Consider the following 18,718-nt stretch of genomic DNA (forward strand, 5'->3'; position numbering starts at 1 on the left):
CTTTGCCGCCGGATGACTTCGCATGTTCGAGCTCGAGACCCCCACCTTCGCCAGCAAGCAGGAGCACTATGAGCACCTGGTGCAGCAGGCGCGCGGCCTGCTGCAGGGCGAGCCGGACCTGATCGCCAACGCGGCCAATTTCAGCGCGCTGGTCTACCACGGCCTGCCGCAATTGAACTGGGCCGGGTTCTACCTGTTCGACGGCACCGAGCTGGTGGTCGGCCCGTTCCAGGGCAAGCCGGCATGCATCCGCATCGCGCTCGGCCGTGGCGTCTGCGGCACCGCCGCGAGCGAGCGCCAGACCCAGCTGGTGCGCGACGTCAGCACGCACCCCAACCACATCTACTGCGACTCGGCCTCGCAATCGGAGATCGTGGTGCCGCTGGTTCGCCGCGATGGTTCGCTGCTCGGCGTGTGGGACGTCGACAGCCCGGTGACCGATCGCTTCGACGAGGACGACCGCGCCGGCATGGAAGCGCTGTGCGCGGTGTTCATGGATGTCGTCACGCCCTGATCGGTTCGCGATGACCCGGCGCGCGTGACCGCCCGCCGGGCGTGGTCGCGCGCCGCTTGCCCGCCCGTCGTCATGGCGCTCAAGCGCAATCCTCCCGTGCCGCTAACGATGAGGGGCCCGGCGATTTGCCGAATCCCGGCGTTGCCGCTCGGTGCGCCTCGCGAACACTCCACCCGTAGCCATGAACAAGAGACTGCCCACGCCAAGCGCCGGGTTCACGCTGGTCGAGATGATGATTGCAGTCATCATCATGGGGCTGCTCGTCGCCATGGCGATGCCGATCTATGCGCGGTACGGCAACCGCGTCAAGGCGAATGAAGTCGCGGCCTTCATGACCACCACCTCGCTGGCGCTGGAGACCTACCACGCCCAGTCGGGGACCTATCCCGCCACTCTGGCCGAGATCGGCATCAGCGAACCGGCGCTCGATCCATGGGGCAACCCGTACCGGTATCTGCCGATCGACACCGATCCGCCGCCCAAAACGGGCCAGGTCCGCCGCGACCGGAACATGAATCCGATCAACACCGACTTCGACCTGTACAGCACCGGACCGGATGGCCGTACGCAGACCCAGTTGACCGGACGCTTCGCGCGCGACGACATCGTGCGCGCGGGCAACGGCAGTTACATCGGCACGGCGCAGGATTTCTAGGCGCGACGATGCGCATTTACCTGCCCGGCAAGGTCAGTCGACGCCTCACCCTGCAGTTTCTCCTGGCCGCACTGATCCCCATGAGCGGCATGGCCTGGTACGTCTACCACGAGGTCAGCGCGCTGCTGCTGGACTCGGCCTACCAGCAACTTCGGGCCGACAGCAAATCGTTCGGCATGAGCCTGATCGAGCTGCTCAACGCCCGCGCGAGCGACCTTCGAAAGCTTCCCGCCGAGCACATCGGCGACGCATCGGCGGCAGCGAAACTCGGTTTCAGCGCGACCTCGCTGCAGCCCTCGCGCGACTTGACGGCGCCACAGCAGGCCCGCCTGGCGCGCGGCAAGAGCATCCTGCGACTGGCCGCCGGCCACCCGGTGCAATTGCTGGTTCCGTCCGCGTCCCGCAGCCAAGTCCTGGTGGGCGAGATCGCGACCGCTCCGCTGTGGCGCAACGACTCCGCACCCGAGCGCTACTGCATCCTCGATGCCGACTACGTCGCCATGTTCTGCACGCCCGGCCTCGCCCCGCTGGACCGGCACATGCTGGAGTCTGCGCTCGGCAACGGCACCGGCGGCACCGTGCCATGGCATGCCTCGGGCGAGGACCTGCTGGTGGGGCTGTGGCGGCTCAAGTTTCTGCCCGCGCTCGACAGCCCGGGCTTCGTCGTCATGCAGGCCACCTCGCGAGCCGACGCGCTGCGCCGGCTGGAGGATTTCCGCCATCTGTTTCCGATCATCGTGCTGCTGGCGCTGGCCGTCGCCGCGGCGCTCGCCATGCGCCAGATCCGCCACCAGATGAAGCCGCTCGACCAGCTGACCGGACTCACCCGCCGCCTCGCAGCCGGCGACCTGACGGCGCGCCTGCGACTGGCCGGCAACGACGAGTTCGCCGAACTGGGGCGCACGTTCAACGACATGGCGATGAACCTGGAATCCCGGTTCCACATGCTCGCCCTGCTGAGCGACCTCGACCGCGCCATCATCAGCGCCTCGCGCATGGAGCATGTCGCCAGCGAGGTGCTCGGCCACATCCGCAAGGCCATCCCCAGCGACGGCGCCGGCCTGCTGGTGCGAGACGGCGAGGCGGGTTACTACCTGCTGACGCATGACCCCGCGCACGCGGGCGTTTGCCTGCGCACGGCAACCGTCAGGTTCGGGCTCGACGCGCTGAGCCACGCGCAACCGGCATGCATCCTGTCACCAGCGCATCTGCCGGAGGAGTTCCTGCGACGGCTCGGCTCTGCGCTGCCCGCGCACCTGCTTGCGTTCCCGGTCCGCCATGACGACCACCTGCATCAGGTGCTGCTGCTGGCATACCTGGGCTTGCCCGAGCAGATCGACACCGCCGTCCGGGGTGGCCGGGCACTTGCCGACCGCATCGGCATCGCGCTGTCCAGCCTGGCGCAGGAGGAAAGACTCCATCACCAGGCCCATTACGATGCACTGACCGACCTGCCGAACCGGGTGCTGCTGCGCGAGCGCTGCGAACAGGCCATCGAGCGGGCGCAACGCGAGCAGACCGCCGCCGCGCTGATCCTGATCGACCTGGACAACTTCAAGCAGGTCAACGACACGCTCGGCCACGCCAGTGGTGACCAGCTCCTGCTCCAGTGTGCGACGAGCCTCCAGCAGCAGTTGCATCCGGACGACGTGCTGGCCCGCCTGGGCGGCGACGAGTTCGTCGTGCTGGTGCAGGATCTGGTGCGCGGCGAGGAACACGCGACGCTCGACCGCCGGCTGCGTGACTTGCGCGCCGCCCTGGCCGAACCGATCACCGTGAGCGAACACCAGATCAACACGCCCGCCAGCATGGGGATCGCGTTGTACCCGGCGAACGCCAGCCAGTTCGATGAACTGCTGCAGATGGCGGACGCCGCCATGTACAAGTCCAAGCGCGGACAGCCGGGCGGCTTCCAGTTTTACTCGAGCGAGTTCACCCGCACCTCGAAAATCCATTTCGACCTGACCCAGGAACTGCGCAAGGCGGTCGAGAGAAGCGAACTGGTGCTGCACTACCAACCGAAGATCGACGCCCGCACGCGCCGGATCGTCGGCGCCGAAGCGCTGGTCCGCTGGCTGTCGCCCACGCGCGGCCTGGTCCTGCCGGCCACCTTCGTGCACCTGCTCGATGAAATGGGCCTGGGCGCATGGCTGGGCGAGTGGGTGCTCGATCGGGCCTGCGCGCAGATGCGGCAATGGCAGGACGACAACCTGGCGGCGATCCCGGTCTCGATCAACATGTCGCCGGTGCAATTCGAACGGACGTCCGTCGTGGAGCGGGTGCAGGCCGCCCTGGGGCGCTACCGGCTCGACGTCGACCGGCTGGAGATCGAGATACTGGAGGCGACCGCCGTCAACGACTCGCACAAGGTGCGGGAATCCCTCGTGGCGTTGCGCGCCGCGGGCATCGGCGTCGCGCTCGACGATTTCGGCACCGGCTACTCCTCGCTGGTCTACCTGACCCGCATCCCGGCCAACGTGCTCAAACTCGACCAGGCCTTCATCCGCGGGCTTTCCGGCGATCCGCGCCAGCAGGAAATCGTCAGGCACATCATCGCGCTGGCCAAGACGCTGGCTTACAGCGTGGTGGCGGAAGGCGTCGAGGAAGAAACCCAGCTCGCGCTGCTCGTCGCCATGGGCTGCGACTACATCCAGGGCTACCTGATCGGTCGCCCGCTGCCACCGGACGAATTCGCCGAGCGCTGGCTGCGCTGACGGCGGCCCCTGCGGGAGCGCCGGCGCGCCGCAGGTCAGGTCGCCGCGCGCGGCTGTCGCAGCAGGTTCGCCACCGCCTCGCGCGCTTCGTCCACGCCGGTGCCGGCGGAGGAGGAAAACACCTGCGCGCTGGCGTGCAGCCCCTCGGCGGCAAATTGCTTGCGCAGGGCGGCCAGCGCCTGCGTGCCGGCACCGCGCGAGAGCTTGTCGGCCTTGGTCAGCAGCACGTGGCAGGGCAGGCCGGTGTCGGCGCAGAACTGCAGCATCAGGCGGTCGAACTCCTTCAGCGGATGGCGGATGTCGACGATCAGCACCAGGCCGCGCAGGCTGCGGCGACGGTGCAGGTAGGCGTCGATCTCCTGCTTCCAGTGTTCGCGCATGTCCAGCGGCACCTTGGCGTAGCCGTAGCCGGGCAGGTCGACCAGGCGCCGGTCGGCGCCGGCTTCCACCGCCGCCGCGGCGGCCTCGCGCGGCGACGGCAGGCTGAAGGCGACCATCTGCTGGGTGCGCCCGGGCGTCTTGGACGTGCGCGCCAGACCCTTGTGATTGGTCAGCGCATTGAGCGCGCTGGACTTGCCGGCGTTGGAGCGGCCGGCGAACGCCACCTCGGCGCCCTCGTCGGCGGGCAACTGGCTGAGGCGGTGCGCGGCGAGCATGAACTGCGCGCCCTGGAGGGGATTCGGCATGGGAGCGGTTTGACCAAGGTAGGATGGCACGGGATAATTCTGCGGTTTCTGCCCACCGCTTCGTTCCGGTGCGCCGTCGGCAGTGTTCGCAAGTCTCTCGGGAGTCAAGTGTATGAGTTTTCGCTCCGCTGGTTTTCGGCCCGCCGCGTTCGGGTCCGCCCTGGCTCTCGCGCTGGCGCTCTCCACTACGGCCGTGATGGCCCAGGAGGCGCCGGCTCCCGCCGCCGCCGCGAGCGCCGCGGCGCCGGCAGCAGCGCCGGCCAGCGTGGCCGAAGCGGCGGTCAAGCCGGGCGATGCCGCCGCCGGCCAGGCCAAGGCCGCGGTCTGCGGCGCCTGCCACGGCATGGACGGCAACTCCGCCGATGCGCAGTACCCCAAACTGGCCGGGCAGAGCGAGCAGTACATCGTGCGCCAGCTGACCGATTTCAAATCCGGCCAGCGCCAGAACCCGATCATGCTGGGCATGGCCACGCCGCTGTCGGTGCAGGACATGCACGACCTCGGCGCCTATTTCGCCAGCCAGAGCTCGCGCCCCGGCGTGGCCGACCAGGCGCTGGTCGAGCAGGGTGAAACGTTGTTCCGCCAGGGTGACAGCACGCGCGGCATCCCGGCCTGCATGGCCTGCCACAGCATCGACGGCCGCGGCAACCCCGGCGCGATGTATCCGCAGCTGGCCGGCCAGCATGCGCAGTACGTGGAGGCCACGCTGAAGGCATGGCACGACGGCGCCAGCTGGGGCACCGATACCCGCTCGCAGATCATGCCCGCGATCGCCGCCAAGCTGGACGCCAGGGACATCGCCGCGCTGGCCAGCTACATCGAAGGCCTGCACCCCGCCGAGAGCAAGCCTGCGGCGGCCGCCACGCCCTGACCGCCCGCGCGGCGCGTCTCCCGTTTCACCGATTCGAGGTGGTCATGTTCAAGCGTCTTCCGATCCTGTGCGCCGCCCTGCTCGCGCTTGCCGCCTGCAGCCATGACAAGGGCGAACCGGCCGCCACGCCAGCCCCCGCCAGCACGGCAGCCGCGACCTCGGTGACGCCGGCCGCCCCGGCCAGCACGCCGGCGCCGGCCAGCACGGCAGCCGCCGCCACGGCCACGCCCGCCGGCGACGACAACAGCGCGCCCGCGCCCGCCGAAAGCGCCGCGACCGCCGCCGCCCCGGCCGTGCCCTTCGTCGACAACGGCAAGTGGGTCGAGGGCAAGAACTACTTCCTGATCGACCCGCCGCAGCCGACCAGCCACCCCGGCAAGGTCGAGGTGACCGAGGTGTTCTCCTTCGGCTGTCCGGCCTGCAACGCGTTCCACACCACCGCCGACCAGATCCGCAAGAGCCTGCCCGCCGGCGCGGTGATGAATTACCTGCCCGCGGCGTTCCGCCCGGACGAGAACTGGGTGGTCTACCAGCGCGCGTACTACGCCGCGCAGGCGCTGGGCCTGGCCGAGAAGAGCTACGACGCGATGTTCGACGGCACGTTCAAGACCGGCGAAATTTCCACCTACGACCTCAAGGGCAGCGGGCTGAAGCCGAAGGAGGCCTGGCCCACGATCGAGGACATCGCGCAGTTCTACGCGCAGAAATTCGGTGCGGACCCGAAGGAATTCGTCGCCGTCGCCAACTCGTTCTCGGTCAACACCAAGATGAAGCGCGCCGACGACCTGATCAAGGCGTACGGCATCGACGGCACGCCTTCGATGGTCGTCAACGGCAAGTACCGCTACGGCCCGAGCACGACTGGCGGCTATGCGCAGACGATCGAGCTGACCCAGTGGCTGGTCGCCAAGGAACAGGCCGGCAAGTAGGCCGCCGGCGCCATCCGCGTGGAGAACGACCCGATGTTCAAGCGATACGCCCGCCTGCCCGTCCTGGCCTTGCTCGCCAGCCTGCTGCTGGCCAGCGCCTGCACCGCGCAGCCCAGCGACCCGGCGCCGTACACGGAAGGCACCGATTACGTCACCCTGCCCGCCCCGCACCAGCGCTACGGCAGCGAGGGCAAGGTCGAGCTGGTCGAGGTGTTCTCCTACGGCTGCATCCACTGCGCGGAGTTCGCGCCGGATGCCGAGAAGCTGCGCAAGGAGCTGCCGGCCGGGGTCGAGTTCAAGCTGTTGCCGGCGCCGTTCAACCAGCAATGGGTGCCGTTCGCGCGGGCCTATTACGCGGCCAAGCAGCTGGGCGTGGTCGAGCGCACCCACCTGCAGCTGTTCGTGGCCAAGTTCGGCGAGCATTACCCGATCAACTCGATGGACGAGCTGGCCGATTTCTACGCCCGCGAAGGGGTCAACCGCGACGAGTTCATGCGCATCGCGATGGCGCCGGAAACCACCGAGAAGATGAAGCGCGACCTCGACCTGCTGCGCACCTGGCAAGTCGACGGCACGCCGACCCTGGTGGTCGACGGCAAGTACGTCGTTGCCACGGTGCGCTCGCACGAGCACATGCTGGCGGTGGCGCTGTGGCTGGCCAAGCGCGAACTGGCCGGCAAGTAGCTCCCGCCAGGCGGCCCTGCGCGGCGGCGGATCGCGCCGCCATCGTCGCGTTCACGCGGCGGCGCGCATGCTGCAGCTCAGGCGGGTGGCCAGGCCGGCTGCTGAAGGCATCCGCTCCCCTCTTCTGCCGCGTGCTGCCATGAACCGTGCCGCCACCCCTGCCACCGCACCTGCCGAGCGTCGCCTGCGCCTGCTCAGCTGCAACATCCTGGCCGGCGCCAGCGTGGCGCATTACCGCGACTACCTGACCCGCAGCCTCAACGCGGTGCTGCCCGGACGCAGCAAGATGGACAACCTCGACCGCCTGGCCGAGGTGCTGGCCGGCTTCGACGTGATCGGCCTGCAGGAAGCCGACGCCGGCAGCCTGCGCTCGGGCTTCCTCAACCAGACCCGTTACCTCGCCGAGACCTCCGGCCTGCCGTTCTGGAGCCACCAGCCCAACCGGCCGGTGGCGCGGCTGGCGCATTCGGCCAACGGCCTGATCAGCCGGCTCGAACCGACCTCGGTGATGGACTACCCGCTGCCCAGCCGCATCCCCGGCCGCGGCGCGCTGCTGGCGCAGTTCGGCGAAGGGGAGGACGCGCTGGCGGTGATGATTGCCCATCTTTCGCTGAGCGCCCCGGCGCGCGCACGCCAGCTCGGTTTCATCGCCGAGCTGCTGCAGGATTTCCGCCACGCCGTGCTGATGGGCGACCTCAACACCGAACCGGGCAGCGCGGAGATGCGCCAGCTGTTCAACAAGAGCAGCCTGCAGCCCCCGGCGCAGCCCACGCCCACCTTTCCCAGCTGGAAGCCGCGGCGGGCGCTGGACCACATCCTCACCTCCGAGGCGATCCAGCTGGAGAAAACCTGGACGCTGCCGCAGGCGTTCTCCGACCACCTGCCGGTGGCCGCGGAAATCCGCCTGCCCGCCAGCGTCGGCGGCCGCAGCGCGAAGCGGAAGCACCGATGACCTCGCTGCCGTGGCGCGCGGCGGCATGGTGGCTGGCGCTGCTGGCAGTGGGCCTGGGCGCCACCGCGCTGCGCTTCGGGCTGATCGAATCCAGCGCGATCGGGCAGCTCTGCGGCAGCGGCCACGGCCCCGCGTGGTGCACGCTGCGCACGTGGCTGGTGCTCGGCTTCCTGCATCACGTCTACGGCACGCTCGCGCTCATCGCGCTGCTGCCGGCGTGGTTGTTGCGGCGCCTGTCGCTGGCCTGGCTGGCCGCGGCGCTGGGCGTGTTCGCCATGCAGTTGTACGGCGCCGAGGCCGGCGCGCTGGCCTTGCTACTGGGCAGCCTGCGCCTGCTGCGCCTGCAGGCGGACGCCCGCGCGCCACGCATGCCAGACCGGCCAGGCAAGCAGCAGGTTCAGCACCAGCCATGACCACGCGGTCGGGTTGAGCCCGGCCTCCTGCGCGACCACGACCACGCCCAGCAGCGGCAGGCACGCGGCAAGGAAGCGCTGTTCCAGCGTGGGCCGCGCCCGCTCGCTCGCGCGGGACAGCCACCCCGCCAGCGCATGGCCCACGCACGGCAGCGCGAACAGGCCCAGCGGAAAATCGCGATATCGCCCGTCGAACACCAGCAGCAGGCCGTAATACGCCAGCGCGAACAGCCACAGCGTGCGCCAGCCGCCGGGGCCACCCGGCCGCGGCGTGCCGGCCAGTCGCCCGGCAATCCAGCGCGCCAGCCGCAGCGCGGTGAACACGGCCAGCACGCAGGCGGCCAGCGAGATCGTCCACTCCCACGGGTTGCGGCAGGCAAACCACATCTGCCGGCACTGCCAGGCGACGGCGCCGCCGCTGGCCACGCCGGCCAGGCCCAGCGCCAGCCGTTCGCGCCAGCCGTTCCGGCGACGTCGCCATGCGCCGGCCAGCGCGAAGATCACGCCACCGAGCGCCGCGGCCAGCCAGCCCAGCCACCAGCGCGCCATCTCGACCACCGGCCCGGTCATCGCGAATTTCGGCTGCGCCTGCGCGTCGAAAATGCCCCAGTAGCCGCCCACCGTGCCTTCCTGCGTGCGCTTCCACGGCTGGTCGAACGCCTCGATCACGTTGTACGGCAGGCCGGTTTCCTCCGCGTAGCGCAGGAAGTCGCGCAGGTAGCGCGCCTCGTCCACCACGCTGGCGCTGGCCGCCTGGCGCGGGCGGCCGGCGCTGGGCCAGCCGGTCTCTCCGATCATCACGCGCCGCCCCGGAAACGCCGCGCCCACCTTCGCGTACACCGCCGCCACGTGCTGCACCGCCCGCTCCGGCGGCACCGGCTGGTCTTCCCAGTACGGCAGGATGTGGATGGTGAGGTAATCCACGGAGGCAGCCAGCTCGGGATGGCGCAACCAGAACTCCCACACGTCGGCATAGGTCACCGGCTCGGGCACCGCCTCGCGCACACGCGCCAAATCGGCCGCCAGCTGCGCCGACGACAGCTCGCCGCGCAGCAGCACCTCGTTGCCGACGATCACCGCACGCACCACGTCCGGGTAGGCGCGCGCCGTGGCGATGCCGAGGCGGATCTGTTCGGCATTGGCCTCGGGATCATGTCCCAGCCAGATGCCCAGCAGCACCTTCATGCCATAGCGCCGGGCGATCCGCGGTACCGCGCTGAGGCCCTGCCCCTGCGAGTAGGTGCGCACGCAATCGAAGCGCTGCGACAGCGCGCGCAAGTCCGCGTCGACGCGCTCGGCGCTGACGAAGGCCGAGGCATCCAGCGGCGACTCGCCCGCCAGCCGGAACGGTGCATACGACACGCAGGCGATGCGCGAGGTGGGCGCATCGGGCAACGCCACCGGCCGGCCGATCGCCCACCAGCCGTACAGCGATGCCAGGGCTGCCAGCAGCAAGGCCAGCCACGCCAGAGGCTCCCGACGGACAACAGGCGCAGCTTCGGATGACATGCGGCAAACCGTGGATGGCGACGAATCAGCGTGCCAGCTTAGCAGGGCGCGCCATGTGTTCACCCGGTCCACACAAGCGGCCGCGGGCGTTCCACTACACTGCGGGCAGATCGAATCGCGGAGTACGCATGCCTGCTTTCACCTCTCCCCGGCTGGCACGCGCGGGCGGCCTGCTGCTGGCCGGTGCCTGCCTGTTCATCGGCCTTGCGCAGGCCGCCGAGCCGACGCCGGCGCAACGCGCCACGTTCAAGCAGGCCTATGCGGCGGCCCAGCAGGGCGACGACTGGCGCGCCCTCGCCGGCACGCTGCACGACTACCCGCTGTATCCCTACCTGCAGGCGGCGGCGCTGGAGCACGACATCCGCACCGTCGACCGCGCCACCGTCGAGGCCTACCTCGCGCAGTATCCGGACTGGCTGCCCGCCGCCGACCTGCGCCGCAGCTTCCTGCGCGAGCTGGCGCGGCGGCAGGATTGGAGCGGTTTTCTCGCCCTGTACCAGGCGGGCCTTGGCGACACGTTGAGCTGCGACGCGCTGCAGGCCAGGCTCGCGCAAGGTGCCACGCTGGATTTCGATCGCGATCTCGCCGCGCTGTGGTCGCAGCCGAACCTGCCCGACGCCTGCGACCCGGTGCTCGATGCCGCGCAGCGCCAGGGCCTGCTCACCGCCGCAAGGTTGTGGACGCGCATCGACCGCGCCGCCGACGCCGGGCAGGCCGGCACCATCGCCAGCCTGGCGAGCTGGTTGCCCGCCGCCCAGCAGGCCGACGCGCAGCAGCTGGCGCTGGCCTTGCGCGACCCGGCCGCGGCGCTGGCCAAGGCCCTGCAATGGAGCGACACGCCGCGCGCGCGGCAGGCCGCGACGCTGGCGCTGGTGCGACAGGCGCGGCGCGACGTGGACCGCGCCGACGACGCGTGGCGGCAGTTGCAGCCGCGTTTGACGTTCGACACCGCGCAGCGCAACGACATCCTGCGCGCGCTGGCGCTGTTCCACGCCACCGACTTCGACGACGACGCGCTCGCCCGTCTCGTCGCGCTGCCCGCCGCCGCGCAGGACGACAGCACCCGCGAATGGCGCGCGCGAGTGGCGCTGGCGCGGATGAACTGGCCGGCCGTGTTGGCGGCGATCGCGGCGATGCCGCCGTCGCTGCAGCAGGGCGACGAATGGCAGTACTTCCGCGCCCGTGCGCTCGCCGCCACCGGCGACGCCGCAGCCGCGCAACGGCAATACGCCGCGCTGGCCGGACAGGCCACCTACTTCGGCTTCCTCGCCGCCGACCGCCTGCATCAGGACTACGCCATCTGCCCGCTGAGCCTGGCCGACGATCCGCAGCGCGAGCAGCAGTTGCTGGCCCGCCCCGCCCTGCAGCGTGCGTTCGAATTGTTCGCGGTGGACCTGCCGCGACTGGCCCGGCGCGAATGGAACCGCGCGCTGCAAGGCACCGACGCGGCCACCCAGCGCCTCGCCGCCGACCTGGCCAACCGGCGTGGCTGGTACGACCGCGCGGTGTTCACGCTCAGCAGCGGCGACGCGCTGCGCCTGTACGACCTGCGTTTCCCGCTGGCCAGCCAGGACGGCCTGGTGCCGCAGGCCGAGCAGGCCGGCATCTATCCGGCGTGGGCGTACGCGATCCTGCGCGCCGAGAGCGCGTGGATGAGCGACGCGCGTTCCGGCGCCGACGCCCGCGGCCTGATGCAGCTGCTGCCGGCCACGGGCGCGCTGGTGGCGCGTGCCGCCGGCCTGCCATGGGACGGCGCTGCCAGCCTGTACGACCCGGTGGTGAACATCGCGCTGGGCACGCGCTACCTGGCGCAGATGGCGCAGCGTTTCGACGGCTCGACCTGGCTCGCCAGCGCGGCCTACAACGCCGGGCCGAACCGCGTCGACGTGTGGCTGGCCGAACGCGGCACGCTGGCGCCGGACCTGTTCGTCGCCACCATCCCGTACAAGGAAACCCGCGAATACGTGGCCCGCGTGATGGCCTTCAGCGTGATCTACGACTGGCGCCTCAACCAGGCGGTGGTGCCACTGGCGCGGCGCATGGGCGCGATCGGCCAGCCGCTCGCAACCCCGGGCCCGGGCACGCCGCGTCGCGTGGTGCAGTGCCCGGCGGAGGCGCCGGCGGGCAGCGCTTCGACGTCGGCGCCGGTGCCGAGCACACGCTGATCGCCGCCCTCGCCATTCACGCGTCGGCGGTGCGCATCCCCAGCAACGCGCGCAACCGCTTCAGCTCCACGCCGTAGGCGGCGCAGCGCTCGCTGTCCCGGCGCATCAACGCGTCCACGCTGCCGGCATGGCGCTCGCCGCCGCCATGCACGTCGACGCAGGCTGGCGCGAACGGCAACGCGCAGAACGCCAGCAGGCGACGTACCTGCAACGCCGGTTCGGCACGCCATGCCTCGTAGTGGTGTTCGAGAAAGCGGCCGGGATACAGCTGCCGCCAGTGCCGGCACAACGCGTCGTAATCGCTCCAGTAGCCGGTGACGTGGTCGAGGTCGTAGCTGAACTCGTGACGATCGAGGAACAACTGCCGGTAGCACGCGAAACAGGTTTCCAGCGCGCGGCGGCGGCTGTCGACCACGCGCGCGCCCGGCAGCATCGCGAGGATCGCCCCGACCAGCCGCCAGTTGCCCGGCGTGCGGTCGACCAGGCAGGCCTTGCGTCCGCGTGCCGCTTCGGCGCGGGCGAGGTAATCCCGGCCCAGTCGCTGCCAGTCCGCCGGCGTGGCCTGCGACATCCACTGCACGCGCGGCTGCTGCCGGCGTTGCGTTTCGGCCTTGAGCACCTCTTCGACCGCATTCGATTCGTCGACCACCGCCACCGCCGGATGCGCGGCCAGCACCTGCGCGGTCAGCAGCGACCCGGCCTGCGGCATGCCGACCACGAACACCATGCCCTCGCCCAGCCGCGCGTCGATGGCGTCCGTCCGCCGCGTCTCGAACACCCGGCGCATCGCCTGCGCCTGCGCGCGGGACTTGGCCGGCTTCCAGGCCAGCGCGCGGTACATCTGCGCATTGGCCTTGCGCAGCGCGCGAAATGCGCCGGCGTAGTCACCCTGGTCCTCCAGCGCGCGGGTCAACGCAAAACCCAGGCACACCCGCGCGCGCTGACTGGCCAGCGGCGAACGCAGCAGTTGTTCCAGATGCGCGACGTCGGCCGCGCCGAACGACGCCGTCTCCAGATCGGCGAGGCCGACCCAGGCATCGGCCAGGTCCGGCTGCAGGCGCAGCACCGCACGATAACTGTCTCCGGCCGGACCCAACGCACCCAGGCTCGCCTGCGCCTGCGCCAGCAGCATCCGCGCCGGCACGTGGCCGGGCTCGGCATCCAGCGCACGATGCAAGGCGGTGATCGCCCCGGCCGGACGCTGCTGCAGCATGTACATCTTGCCGAGGTTGAACCACGCCGGCGCAAAGTCCGGCGCCTTGGCACAGCATCGCTCCAGGCCAGCCATTGCCGTCGCAGGCTCGCCAGCGGCGAACAGCGCCGTGGCCAGGTTCATGCGCACCAGCGGGTCGTCCGGCAGCAACGCCCGCGCCCGCTGCAGGAAAGCCACCGCCGTCACGTAATCGCCGCGCACGTGCCGCACCAGCCCCTGCATGCGCAAGGCCTCGGCACAATCGGGCAGCATCGCCAGCACGCCATCGAGCGCCGCCTCGGCAGCCGGCAGGTCGTGCGCATCCAGCGCTGCGGAAGCACGCGCGAGCAACGCCCGCGCCGCCGCCGGCAAGCCGGCGGCACGGTCGCTCGTCAACGGATGATCCTGCAACGCCCCCATCCTCGTTCGCCCCTGTGGCCGCTGTGCAGCCCCATCGGCCAGCTTACGCGAGCGCAGGCACCGCATCAAAGAGCGAACGCAACCCTGCTGTCGCGAGCGACCGAAAGTCCATGTTCCGACGCCCCCTGACATGCCGGAAATCGAAAGCAGCTCGCCATGGCCGCTTTTGCCTCAACGGTCATCCACCAACCATCAGGCAGGGCAGCCTTCGCAGGTCACCCGAGCGATCCAGCAACAGGCATTGCATACGCGTTCGTCTGAACAAGCCATCACGAGACACATAGTGGATCGAGAAAACCAGATCGCCGTCGGTTGTCCAACGCGCATCATTCGGGCCACCGCGGAGGGAATACTTCCGCGTGGCGACAACTTCGCCATCGCGGTGCTGCTCCACGCGAAAAATGGCACCGGCACCGCTCCCCAGATGGTTCAATCCGGTGAGCACGATCAGCCCGAACGGCATCTTCACGATGCCGCGCACGTTTCCCTTGAGTACCGGATGCACCGTACCGCCCGCATCGCGAAACACGAGTTCTCCGCCCCACTCGCCGCGATCCGCTCCAAGCAGTTGGCCGCCAAACGCGGCAAGGACATAGTCAGGCTCCTGGAGAAAGCGATCGGTATGCGTACCCGTCTCGTCGATCCCGGTTGTCTCCACCAGATAACCAGGAACAGACGCGGCACCCGCCGGGGCAGGTGCCACCGCCGCATGCGTGTTCGCCGGCCCGCGTATATGGACGGTTACGCGCCCCCAGACCGCGAGCGCCGTGCACAAGCAGAACACGGCAATCAACAGCACCGCCAGAGAGGCCATCAGGTATTTTCCGCGACCCGTCATGGCAAACCCGATTCGTCGTTTCCGGAGACGTTCCTCAGCGGAGGAAAGGCAAGCCCGCTACTCGCGCAACCACCGCGCCGCATCCACCGCGTAATAGGTGAGGATCGCATCCGCACCGGCGCGCTTGAACGCGGTCAGCGATTCGAGCACCACCGCCTTTTCGTCCAGCCAGCCGTTCTGCGCGGCGGCCTTGAGCATCGCGTATTCGCCGCTGACCTGGTAGACGAAGGTGGGTGCGCCGAAGGCGTCCTTCACCCGGCGCAGCACGTCGAGGTACGGCAGGCCCGGTTTCACCATCACCATGTCGGCGCCTTCGAGCAGGTCCAGCTCGACCTCGCGCAGGGCCTCGTCGCTGTTGCCCACGTCCATCTGGTAGGTGTGCTTGTTGCCCTTGCCGAGGTTGGCCGAGGAACCGACCGCATCGCGGAACGGGCCGTAGAACGCGGAGGCATATTTCGCCGAGTAGGCGAGGATGCGGGTGTGGATATGGCCGGCCGCTTCCAGCGCATCGCGGATGGTGCCGACGCGGCCGTCCATCATGTCCGACGGCGCCACGATATCCATGCCCGCCGCGGCCTGCGCCAGCGACATCTTCACCAGCGCCTCGACGGTGGGCTCGTTCATCACGTAACCGTGCTCGTCGATCAGGCCGTCCTGGCCGTGGGTGGTGTACGGGTCGAGCGCGACGTCGCCGATCAGGCCCAGCTCGGGATACTTCGCCTTCAGCGCGCGGGTGGCGCGGTGCATCAGGTTGTCGGGGTTCCACGCCTCGGCGGCGTCGAGCGATTTCACCCCGGCGCCGGGCGAGGGGAACAGGGCCAGCGCGGGAATGCCCAGGCGCACGCATTCGCCGGCCAGCTTCAGCAGTTCGTCGATCGAGAGCCGATCCACGCCGGGCATCGACGGCACCGCTTCGCGCCGACCCTCACCCTCGATCACGAAGGCGACCATGATCAGGTCGCCCGGCAGCAAGGTGTGCTCGCGCATCAGCGCGCGAGAGAAGGCGTCGCGGCGCATGCGGCGCATGCGGGTGGCGGGAAAGCTCATGGCGGTACTCGCAAGTCGGCAGCCCTCTATTTTACGCCTTTGCCCCGCACGCAGCCGCGGCCCGCCGGCATCGCCATTCCGGCGCGTACGGATGCAAAACGCTGGACTACGCGGCACAACGGCGGCACGCTTGCTGTTCCGTTTCCGCAGGAAGCTACATGAGCCCGTCCCGCAGCGTACCCACCCTGCTCGTCGATCTGGGTGGCACCAACGTCCGCTTCGGCGTGGCCGACACCTCGCGCGAGCGCCCGCTGCTGGCCGACAGCATCCGGCGCTATCGGGTTGCCGAGCACGATTCGCTGGTGGCCACCGCCCGGCAGTACCTCGACGAAACGGGGCTGACGGTGAAGCGCGCCATCGTCGCCGCGGCCGGACGCATCGTCGACGGCGAGACGGTGAAGGTCACCAACAATCCGTGGGCGATCTCGGCCCACCAGACCGCCGAGGCGCTGGGCCTGGAGCATGTGCACCTGGTCAACGACTTCGCCGCGCAGAGCATGGCGGTGACGCTGCTGCACGGCGACGACCTGGTCGACGTGGGCACGGTGCCGCGGCCGGTGGTCGGTGCCGAGGACGAACAGACTTTTGCCATCGTCGGCCCCGGTACCGGCCTGGGCGTGGGCGGCCTGCTGGTGCGCGGCGGTCACTGCAGCGTGCTGCAGACCGAAGGCGGCCACGCCGGCTTCGCCGCGCACACGCCGGAGGACATCGCGATCCTCGACTACCTCAACCACAAGTACGGTCGCGTTTCCAACGAGCGGCTGATCTGCGGCCAGGGACTGGTGAACCTGTACGACGCGATCTGCCACATGGTCGGCGCACAACCGGCCGACCTGAAGCCCGAAGACATCACCGCCCGGGCCAAGGCCGACAGCTGCCCGCTGTGCACGCGCACGGTGGAAACCTTCGCCGGCATCTTCGGCAGCGTGGCCGGCGACCTGGTGCTCACGCTCGGCGCGTGGGACGGCGTCTACCTCACCGGCGGACTGATCCCGGTGCTGCTGCCGTGGCTGGAACGCGGGCGCTTCCGCGAACGCTTCGAAGCCAAGGGCCGCTTCCGCGACATCATGGAAAAAGTGCCGACCCAGGCGATCATGAACCCGGAACCGGGGCTGCTCGGCGGCGCCGCGCTGGCCGTGCTGGACTCGGGCCGGCCATTGCTGCCGCGGCGCGAGAGCAGCCATGCCACGGCGTGACGGCGCCTTCCTGTTCGATCTGGACGGCACCCTGATCGACAGCGTCTACCAGCACGTGCTGGCGTGGAAGCAGGCGCTGGACGCCGAGGGGCTGGACATTTCGGTGTGGCGGATCCATCGCAAGATCGGCATGAGCGGCGGCCTGTTCGCCAACATGCTGTTGCGCGAGACGACTTTGCCGATCACTGCCGAGCGACTGGATCGCATGCGCGAGCATCATGCCGAGGCGTTCAACCGCATGCATGCGCAAGGCGCGGTGCGGCCGCTGCCCGGCGCGCGCGAATTGCTCGACTACCTCGGCGCGCAGGACATCCCGTGGGCAATCGCCACCAGCGGGCGGATGGAAACGGCCCGGCACAACCTGGAGGCGCTCGGCATCGATCCGTCGAAGGTGCCGGTGGTCACGCGCGACCAGGTGCGCCATGCCAAGCCCGACCCGGATTTGTTCATGGAAGCGGCCGAGCGGCTCGGCGTGGACATCCGCCAATCGCTGGTGATCGGCGACAGCGTGTGGGACATGCTTGCCGCGCAACGCGCCCGCACGCTGGGCGTGGGCGTGCTCTCCGGCGGCTACGGCCAGGCCGAGCTGCAGCAGTCCGGTGCATTCCGCGTGTACGAGGACCCCGCCGACCTGCTGCGCCACATCGACGAGGTGGCGGCGCGCGATTGAGCCGGCCGCGCTTCACTGAACCGGCGCGGCGCGCATCATGAAAAGTTAATCACCGGCAACAAGTCGGGCGCTAGGCTGAACCGGCCTCGCCCTCTTCCGGAGCCGTCCCATGCGTCGCCTCATCGCCAGCCTCCCGCTCGCCCTGCTGCTCGCCGCCTGCTCGCCCGCGCCCACGCCGCCAGCCCCTGGCGAAGCACAGACGGCGCCCGCCAACCCCGCCCTGGGCTCGCCGGAATGGCTGGCCTGGGTCGACCAGTCGCTCGCCATCAGCGACAAGGGCCACGGCCCCGACCCCGGTTCCCCCGAGTGGAACCAGGCCGTGCAGCGCAAACTGGGCGAGGAAGCCCCGCAATCCACCCCGGGCTCGCCGCAATGGCAGCAGTCGGTCGACGCGCTGCTGCGCACGCGGCTGCCGCCGGGGTCGTGAATACAGAGGCGCGCAGCGAGTTGCAGGCCACCGAGGCCAGCGGCGATGCGGGCGCAATCGCCAAAGCCAAGGAGCTGCTCATGGGGCGCGCCCGGTCGAAGGGACGATGGATACCAGATGACGCGCTGTGGGCATGCTTCCAGACGAACAAGGAAGCGCTCAACCCTCGCCGACACCCGGCCCCGACACGTTGCCGTCGGCGAATACCGACGAGCGCGGCGGGTTTCAGCCGCGCAGGCGATCCATCGTCACGTTGCCGGTGCTGCCCGCCTTGCGCGTGAAGCGAAACCGGAACGCCAGCCTGATCGGCACGAATTCGACCTTGATCACCGGACCGTCGCAACCCGGCGCCTGCGCAGCGTCGTATCCCTGCGGGTAGGTGCATCGCCGGGATCGGGCGAAGCGCCACGACGACGTCGCCTGCCTGGCGCTGCGCATCAATTCGGCGGCAACGTCGCCGATCCTCGCCGGGCAACCGGGCAGGCCCGTCAGTGGTGCGCTGGCATAAACGAGGCCGTCTCGATCAATCGACACCTCCAGGCAGACGACCACCTCACCGCGTGGCGCGTCCGCCGTCGCGGGGTAATTGGGCAACTGCAGCGGCGCCAGGGGCTCGCCGATGACGAAGCCCTGGTTTTCGGACATGGCATAACTTTCGGCGTTGGCCGGGATGAAGGTTTCCACGCTGGAACCGCGAACCTCACCGACATCCTGATGGGCGCAGCCAGCGAGCCACGACGCCACGATGATGAAGAACGCACTGCGCCACGTGCGGAGGGTCCGATGTTTCACGATTTCTTCCTTGTCATGACGTTGACTGGCGGGGCGTTCCGGAC

At 69.8% G+C, this 18,718-nt stretch carries 18 protein-coding genes; 12 read left to right on the plus strand and 6 right to left on the minus strand.

Annotated elements, in window-relative coordinates; genetic code table 11:
• Positions 1-22 precede the first annotated feature (22 nt).
• From ACFCQI_RS05635 to ACFCQI_RS05645, 3 genes are all read left to right on the plus strand, one after another.
• A complete protein-coding gene (locus tag ACFCQI_RS05635) occupies positions 23-514 on the plus strand; it encodes a GAF domain-containing protein (protein ID WP_395120402.1) in 492 nt (163 codons plus the stop codon).
• 151 nt (positions 515-665) lie between these two features.
• Positions 666-1,169, plus strand: a complete 504-nt coding sequence (locus ACFCQI_RS05640; protein WP_395120403.1) for a prepilin-type N-terminal cleavage/methylation domain-containing protein — start codon at positions 666-668, stop codon at positions 1,167-1,169.
• Between the two features lie 8 nt (positions 1,170-1,177).
• Complete coding sequence (locus ACFCQI_RS05645; protein ID WP_395120404.1) at positions 1,178-3,883, plus strand: putative bifunctional diguanylate cyclase/phosphodiesterase; 2,706 nt, start codon at positions 1,178-1,180, stop codon at positions 3,881-3,883.
• 35 nt (positions 3,884-3,918) lie between these two features.
• On the opposite strand, the gene yihA is transcribed toward ACFCQI_RS05645, so the two are convergent.
• A complete protein-coding gene (yihA, locus tag ACFCQI_RS05650) occupies positions 3,919-4,569 on the minus strand; it encodes a ribosome biogenesis GTP-binding protein YihA/YsxC (RefSeq protein ID WP_395120405.1) in 651 nt (216 codons plus the stop codon).
• 112 nt (positions 4,570-4,681) lie between these two features.
• On the opposite strand from yihA, the gene ACFCQI_RS05655 reads away from it, so the two are divergent.
• The 5 genes from ACFCQI_RS05655 (at position 4,682) to ACFCQI_RS05675 (ending at position 8,418) form a co-directional block, all read left to right on the plus strand.
• A complete protein-coding gene (locus ACFCQI_RS05655; RefSeq protein WP_395120406.1) occupies positions 4,682-5,440 on the plus strand; it encodes a c-type cytochrome in 759 nt (252 codons plus the stop codon).
• A gap of 44 nt (positions 5,441-5,484) precedes the next feature.
• Positions 5,485-6,369: a thiol:disulfide interchange protein DsbA/DsbL gene (locus ACFCQI_RS05660; RefSeq protein WP_395120407.1), complete on the plus strand. Its 885-nt coding sequence runs from the start codon at positions 5,485-5,487 to the stop codon at positions 6,367-6,369.
• Positions 6,370-6,402: 33 nt separating this feature from the next.
• Positions 6,403-7,053, plus strand: a complete 651-nt coding sequence (locus ACFCQI_RS05665; RefSeq protein ID WP_395120408.1) for a thiol:disulfide interchange protein DsbA/DsbL — start codon at positions 6,403-6,405, stop codon at positions 7,051-7,053.
• 139 nt (positions 7,054-7,192) lie between these two features.
• Positions 7,193-8,005 (plus strand): endonuclease/exonuclease/phosphatase family protein, encoded by an 813-nt coding sequence (locus tag ACFCQI_RS05670; RefSeq protein WP_395120409.1) that lies wholly within the window; start codon positions 7,193-7,195, stop codon positions 8,003-8,005.
• Positions 8,002-8,418 (plus strand): hypothetical protein, encoded by a 417-nt coding sequence (locus ACFCQI_RS05675; protein ID WP_395120410.1) that lies wholly within the window; start codon positions 8,002-8,004, stop codon positions 8,416-8,418. Before ACFCQI_RS05670 ends, ACFCQI_RS05675 begins: the two co-directional genes overlap by 4 nt.
• On the opposite strand, the gene ACFCQI_RS05680 is transcribed toward ACFCQI_RS05675, so the two are convergent.
• On the minus strand, positions 8,320-9,927 hold the full coding sequence (locus ACFCQI_RS05680; RefSeq protein WP_395120411.1) for a glycoside hydrolase family 17: 1,608 nt from the start codon (positions 9,925-9,927) through the stop codon (positions 8,320-8,322). The two genes, ACFCQI_RS05675 and ACFCQI_RS05680, sit on opposite strands and share 99 nt — an antisense overlap.
• 128 nt (positions 9,928-10,055) lie before the next feature.
• On the opposite strand from ACFCQI_RS05680, the gene ACFCQI_RS05685 reads away from it, so the two are divergent.
• A complete protein-coding gene (locus ACFCQI_RS05685; protein WP_395120412.1) occupies positions 10,056-12,092 on the plus strand; it encodes a transglycosylase SLT domain-containing protein in 2,037 nt (678 codons plus the stop codon).
• A gap of 16 nt (positions 12,093-12,108) precedes the next feature.
• On the opposite strand, the gene ACFCQI_RS05690 is transcribed toward ACFCQI_RS05685, so the two are convergent.
• The 3 genes from ACFCQI_RS05690 to hemB form a co-directional block, all read right to left on the minus strand.
• Positions 12,109-13,680, minus strand: coding sequence for a sulfotransferase (locus ACFCQI_RS05690; RefSeq protein ID WP_395120414.1), 1,572 nt, complete (start codon positions 13,678-13,680; stop codon positions 12,109-12,111).
• Between the two features lie 202 nt (positions 13,681-13,882).
• Entirely contained in the window at positions 13,883-14,518 is a 636-nt protein-coding gene (locus tag ACFCQI_RS05695; protein ID WP_395120415.1) for a hypothetical protein, read from the minus strand.
• Positions 14,519-14,599: 81 nt separating this feature from the next.
• Entirely contained in the window at positions 14,600-15,589 is a 990-nt protein-coding gene (gene hemB / locus ACFCQI_RS05700) for a porphobilinogen synthase (RefSeq protein ID WP_395120416.1), read from the minus strand.
• A 158-nt stretch (positions 15,590-15,747) separates the two neighbouring features.
• On the opposite strand from hemB, the gene glk reads away from it, so the two are divergent.
• From glk to ACFCQI_RS05715, 3 genes are all read left to right on the plus strand, one after another.
• On the plus strand, positions 15,748-16,785 hold the full coding sequence (gene glk, locus ACFCQI_RS05705; RefSeq protein WP_395120417.1) for a glucokinase: 1,038 nt from the start codon (positions 15,748-15,750) through the stop codon (positions 16,783-16,785).
• Positions 16,772-17,455, plus strand: coding sequence for an HAD family hydrolase (locus ACFCQI_RS05710; RefSeq protein WP_395120418.1), 684 nt, complete (start codon positions 16,772-16,774; stop codon positions 17,453-17,455). Before glk ends, ACFCQI_RS05710 begins: the two co-directional genes overlap by 14 nt.
• 109 nt (positions 17,456-17,564) lie before the next feature.
• On the plus strand, positions 17,565-17,882 hold the full coding sequence (locus ACFCQI_RS05715) for a hypothetical protein (protein WP_395120419.1): 318 nt from the start codon (positions 17,565-17,567) through the stop codon (positions 17,880-17,882).
• Positions 17,883-18,107: 225 nt separating this feature from the next.
• Here ACFCQI_RS05715 and ACFCQI_RS05720 read toward each other — a convergent pair whose 3' ends face one another.
• The gene (locus ACFCQI_RS05720; RefSeq protein WP_395120421.1) at positions 18,108-18,674 is read right to left on the minus strand and encodes a hypothetical protein; all 567 of its coding nucleotides are present in this window, start codon (positions 18,672-18,674) and stop codon (positions 18,108-18,110) included.
• Positions 18,675-18,718: the final 44 nt, after the last annotated feature.

It is taken from the genome of Rhodanobacter sp. FW102-FHT14D06 (genome assembly GCF_043950705.1).
Taxonomy (GTDB): Bacteria; Pseudomonadota; Gammaproteobacteria; order Xanthomonadales; family Rhodanobacteraceae; genus Rhodanobacter.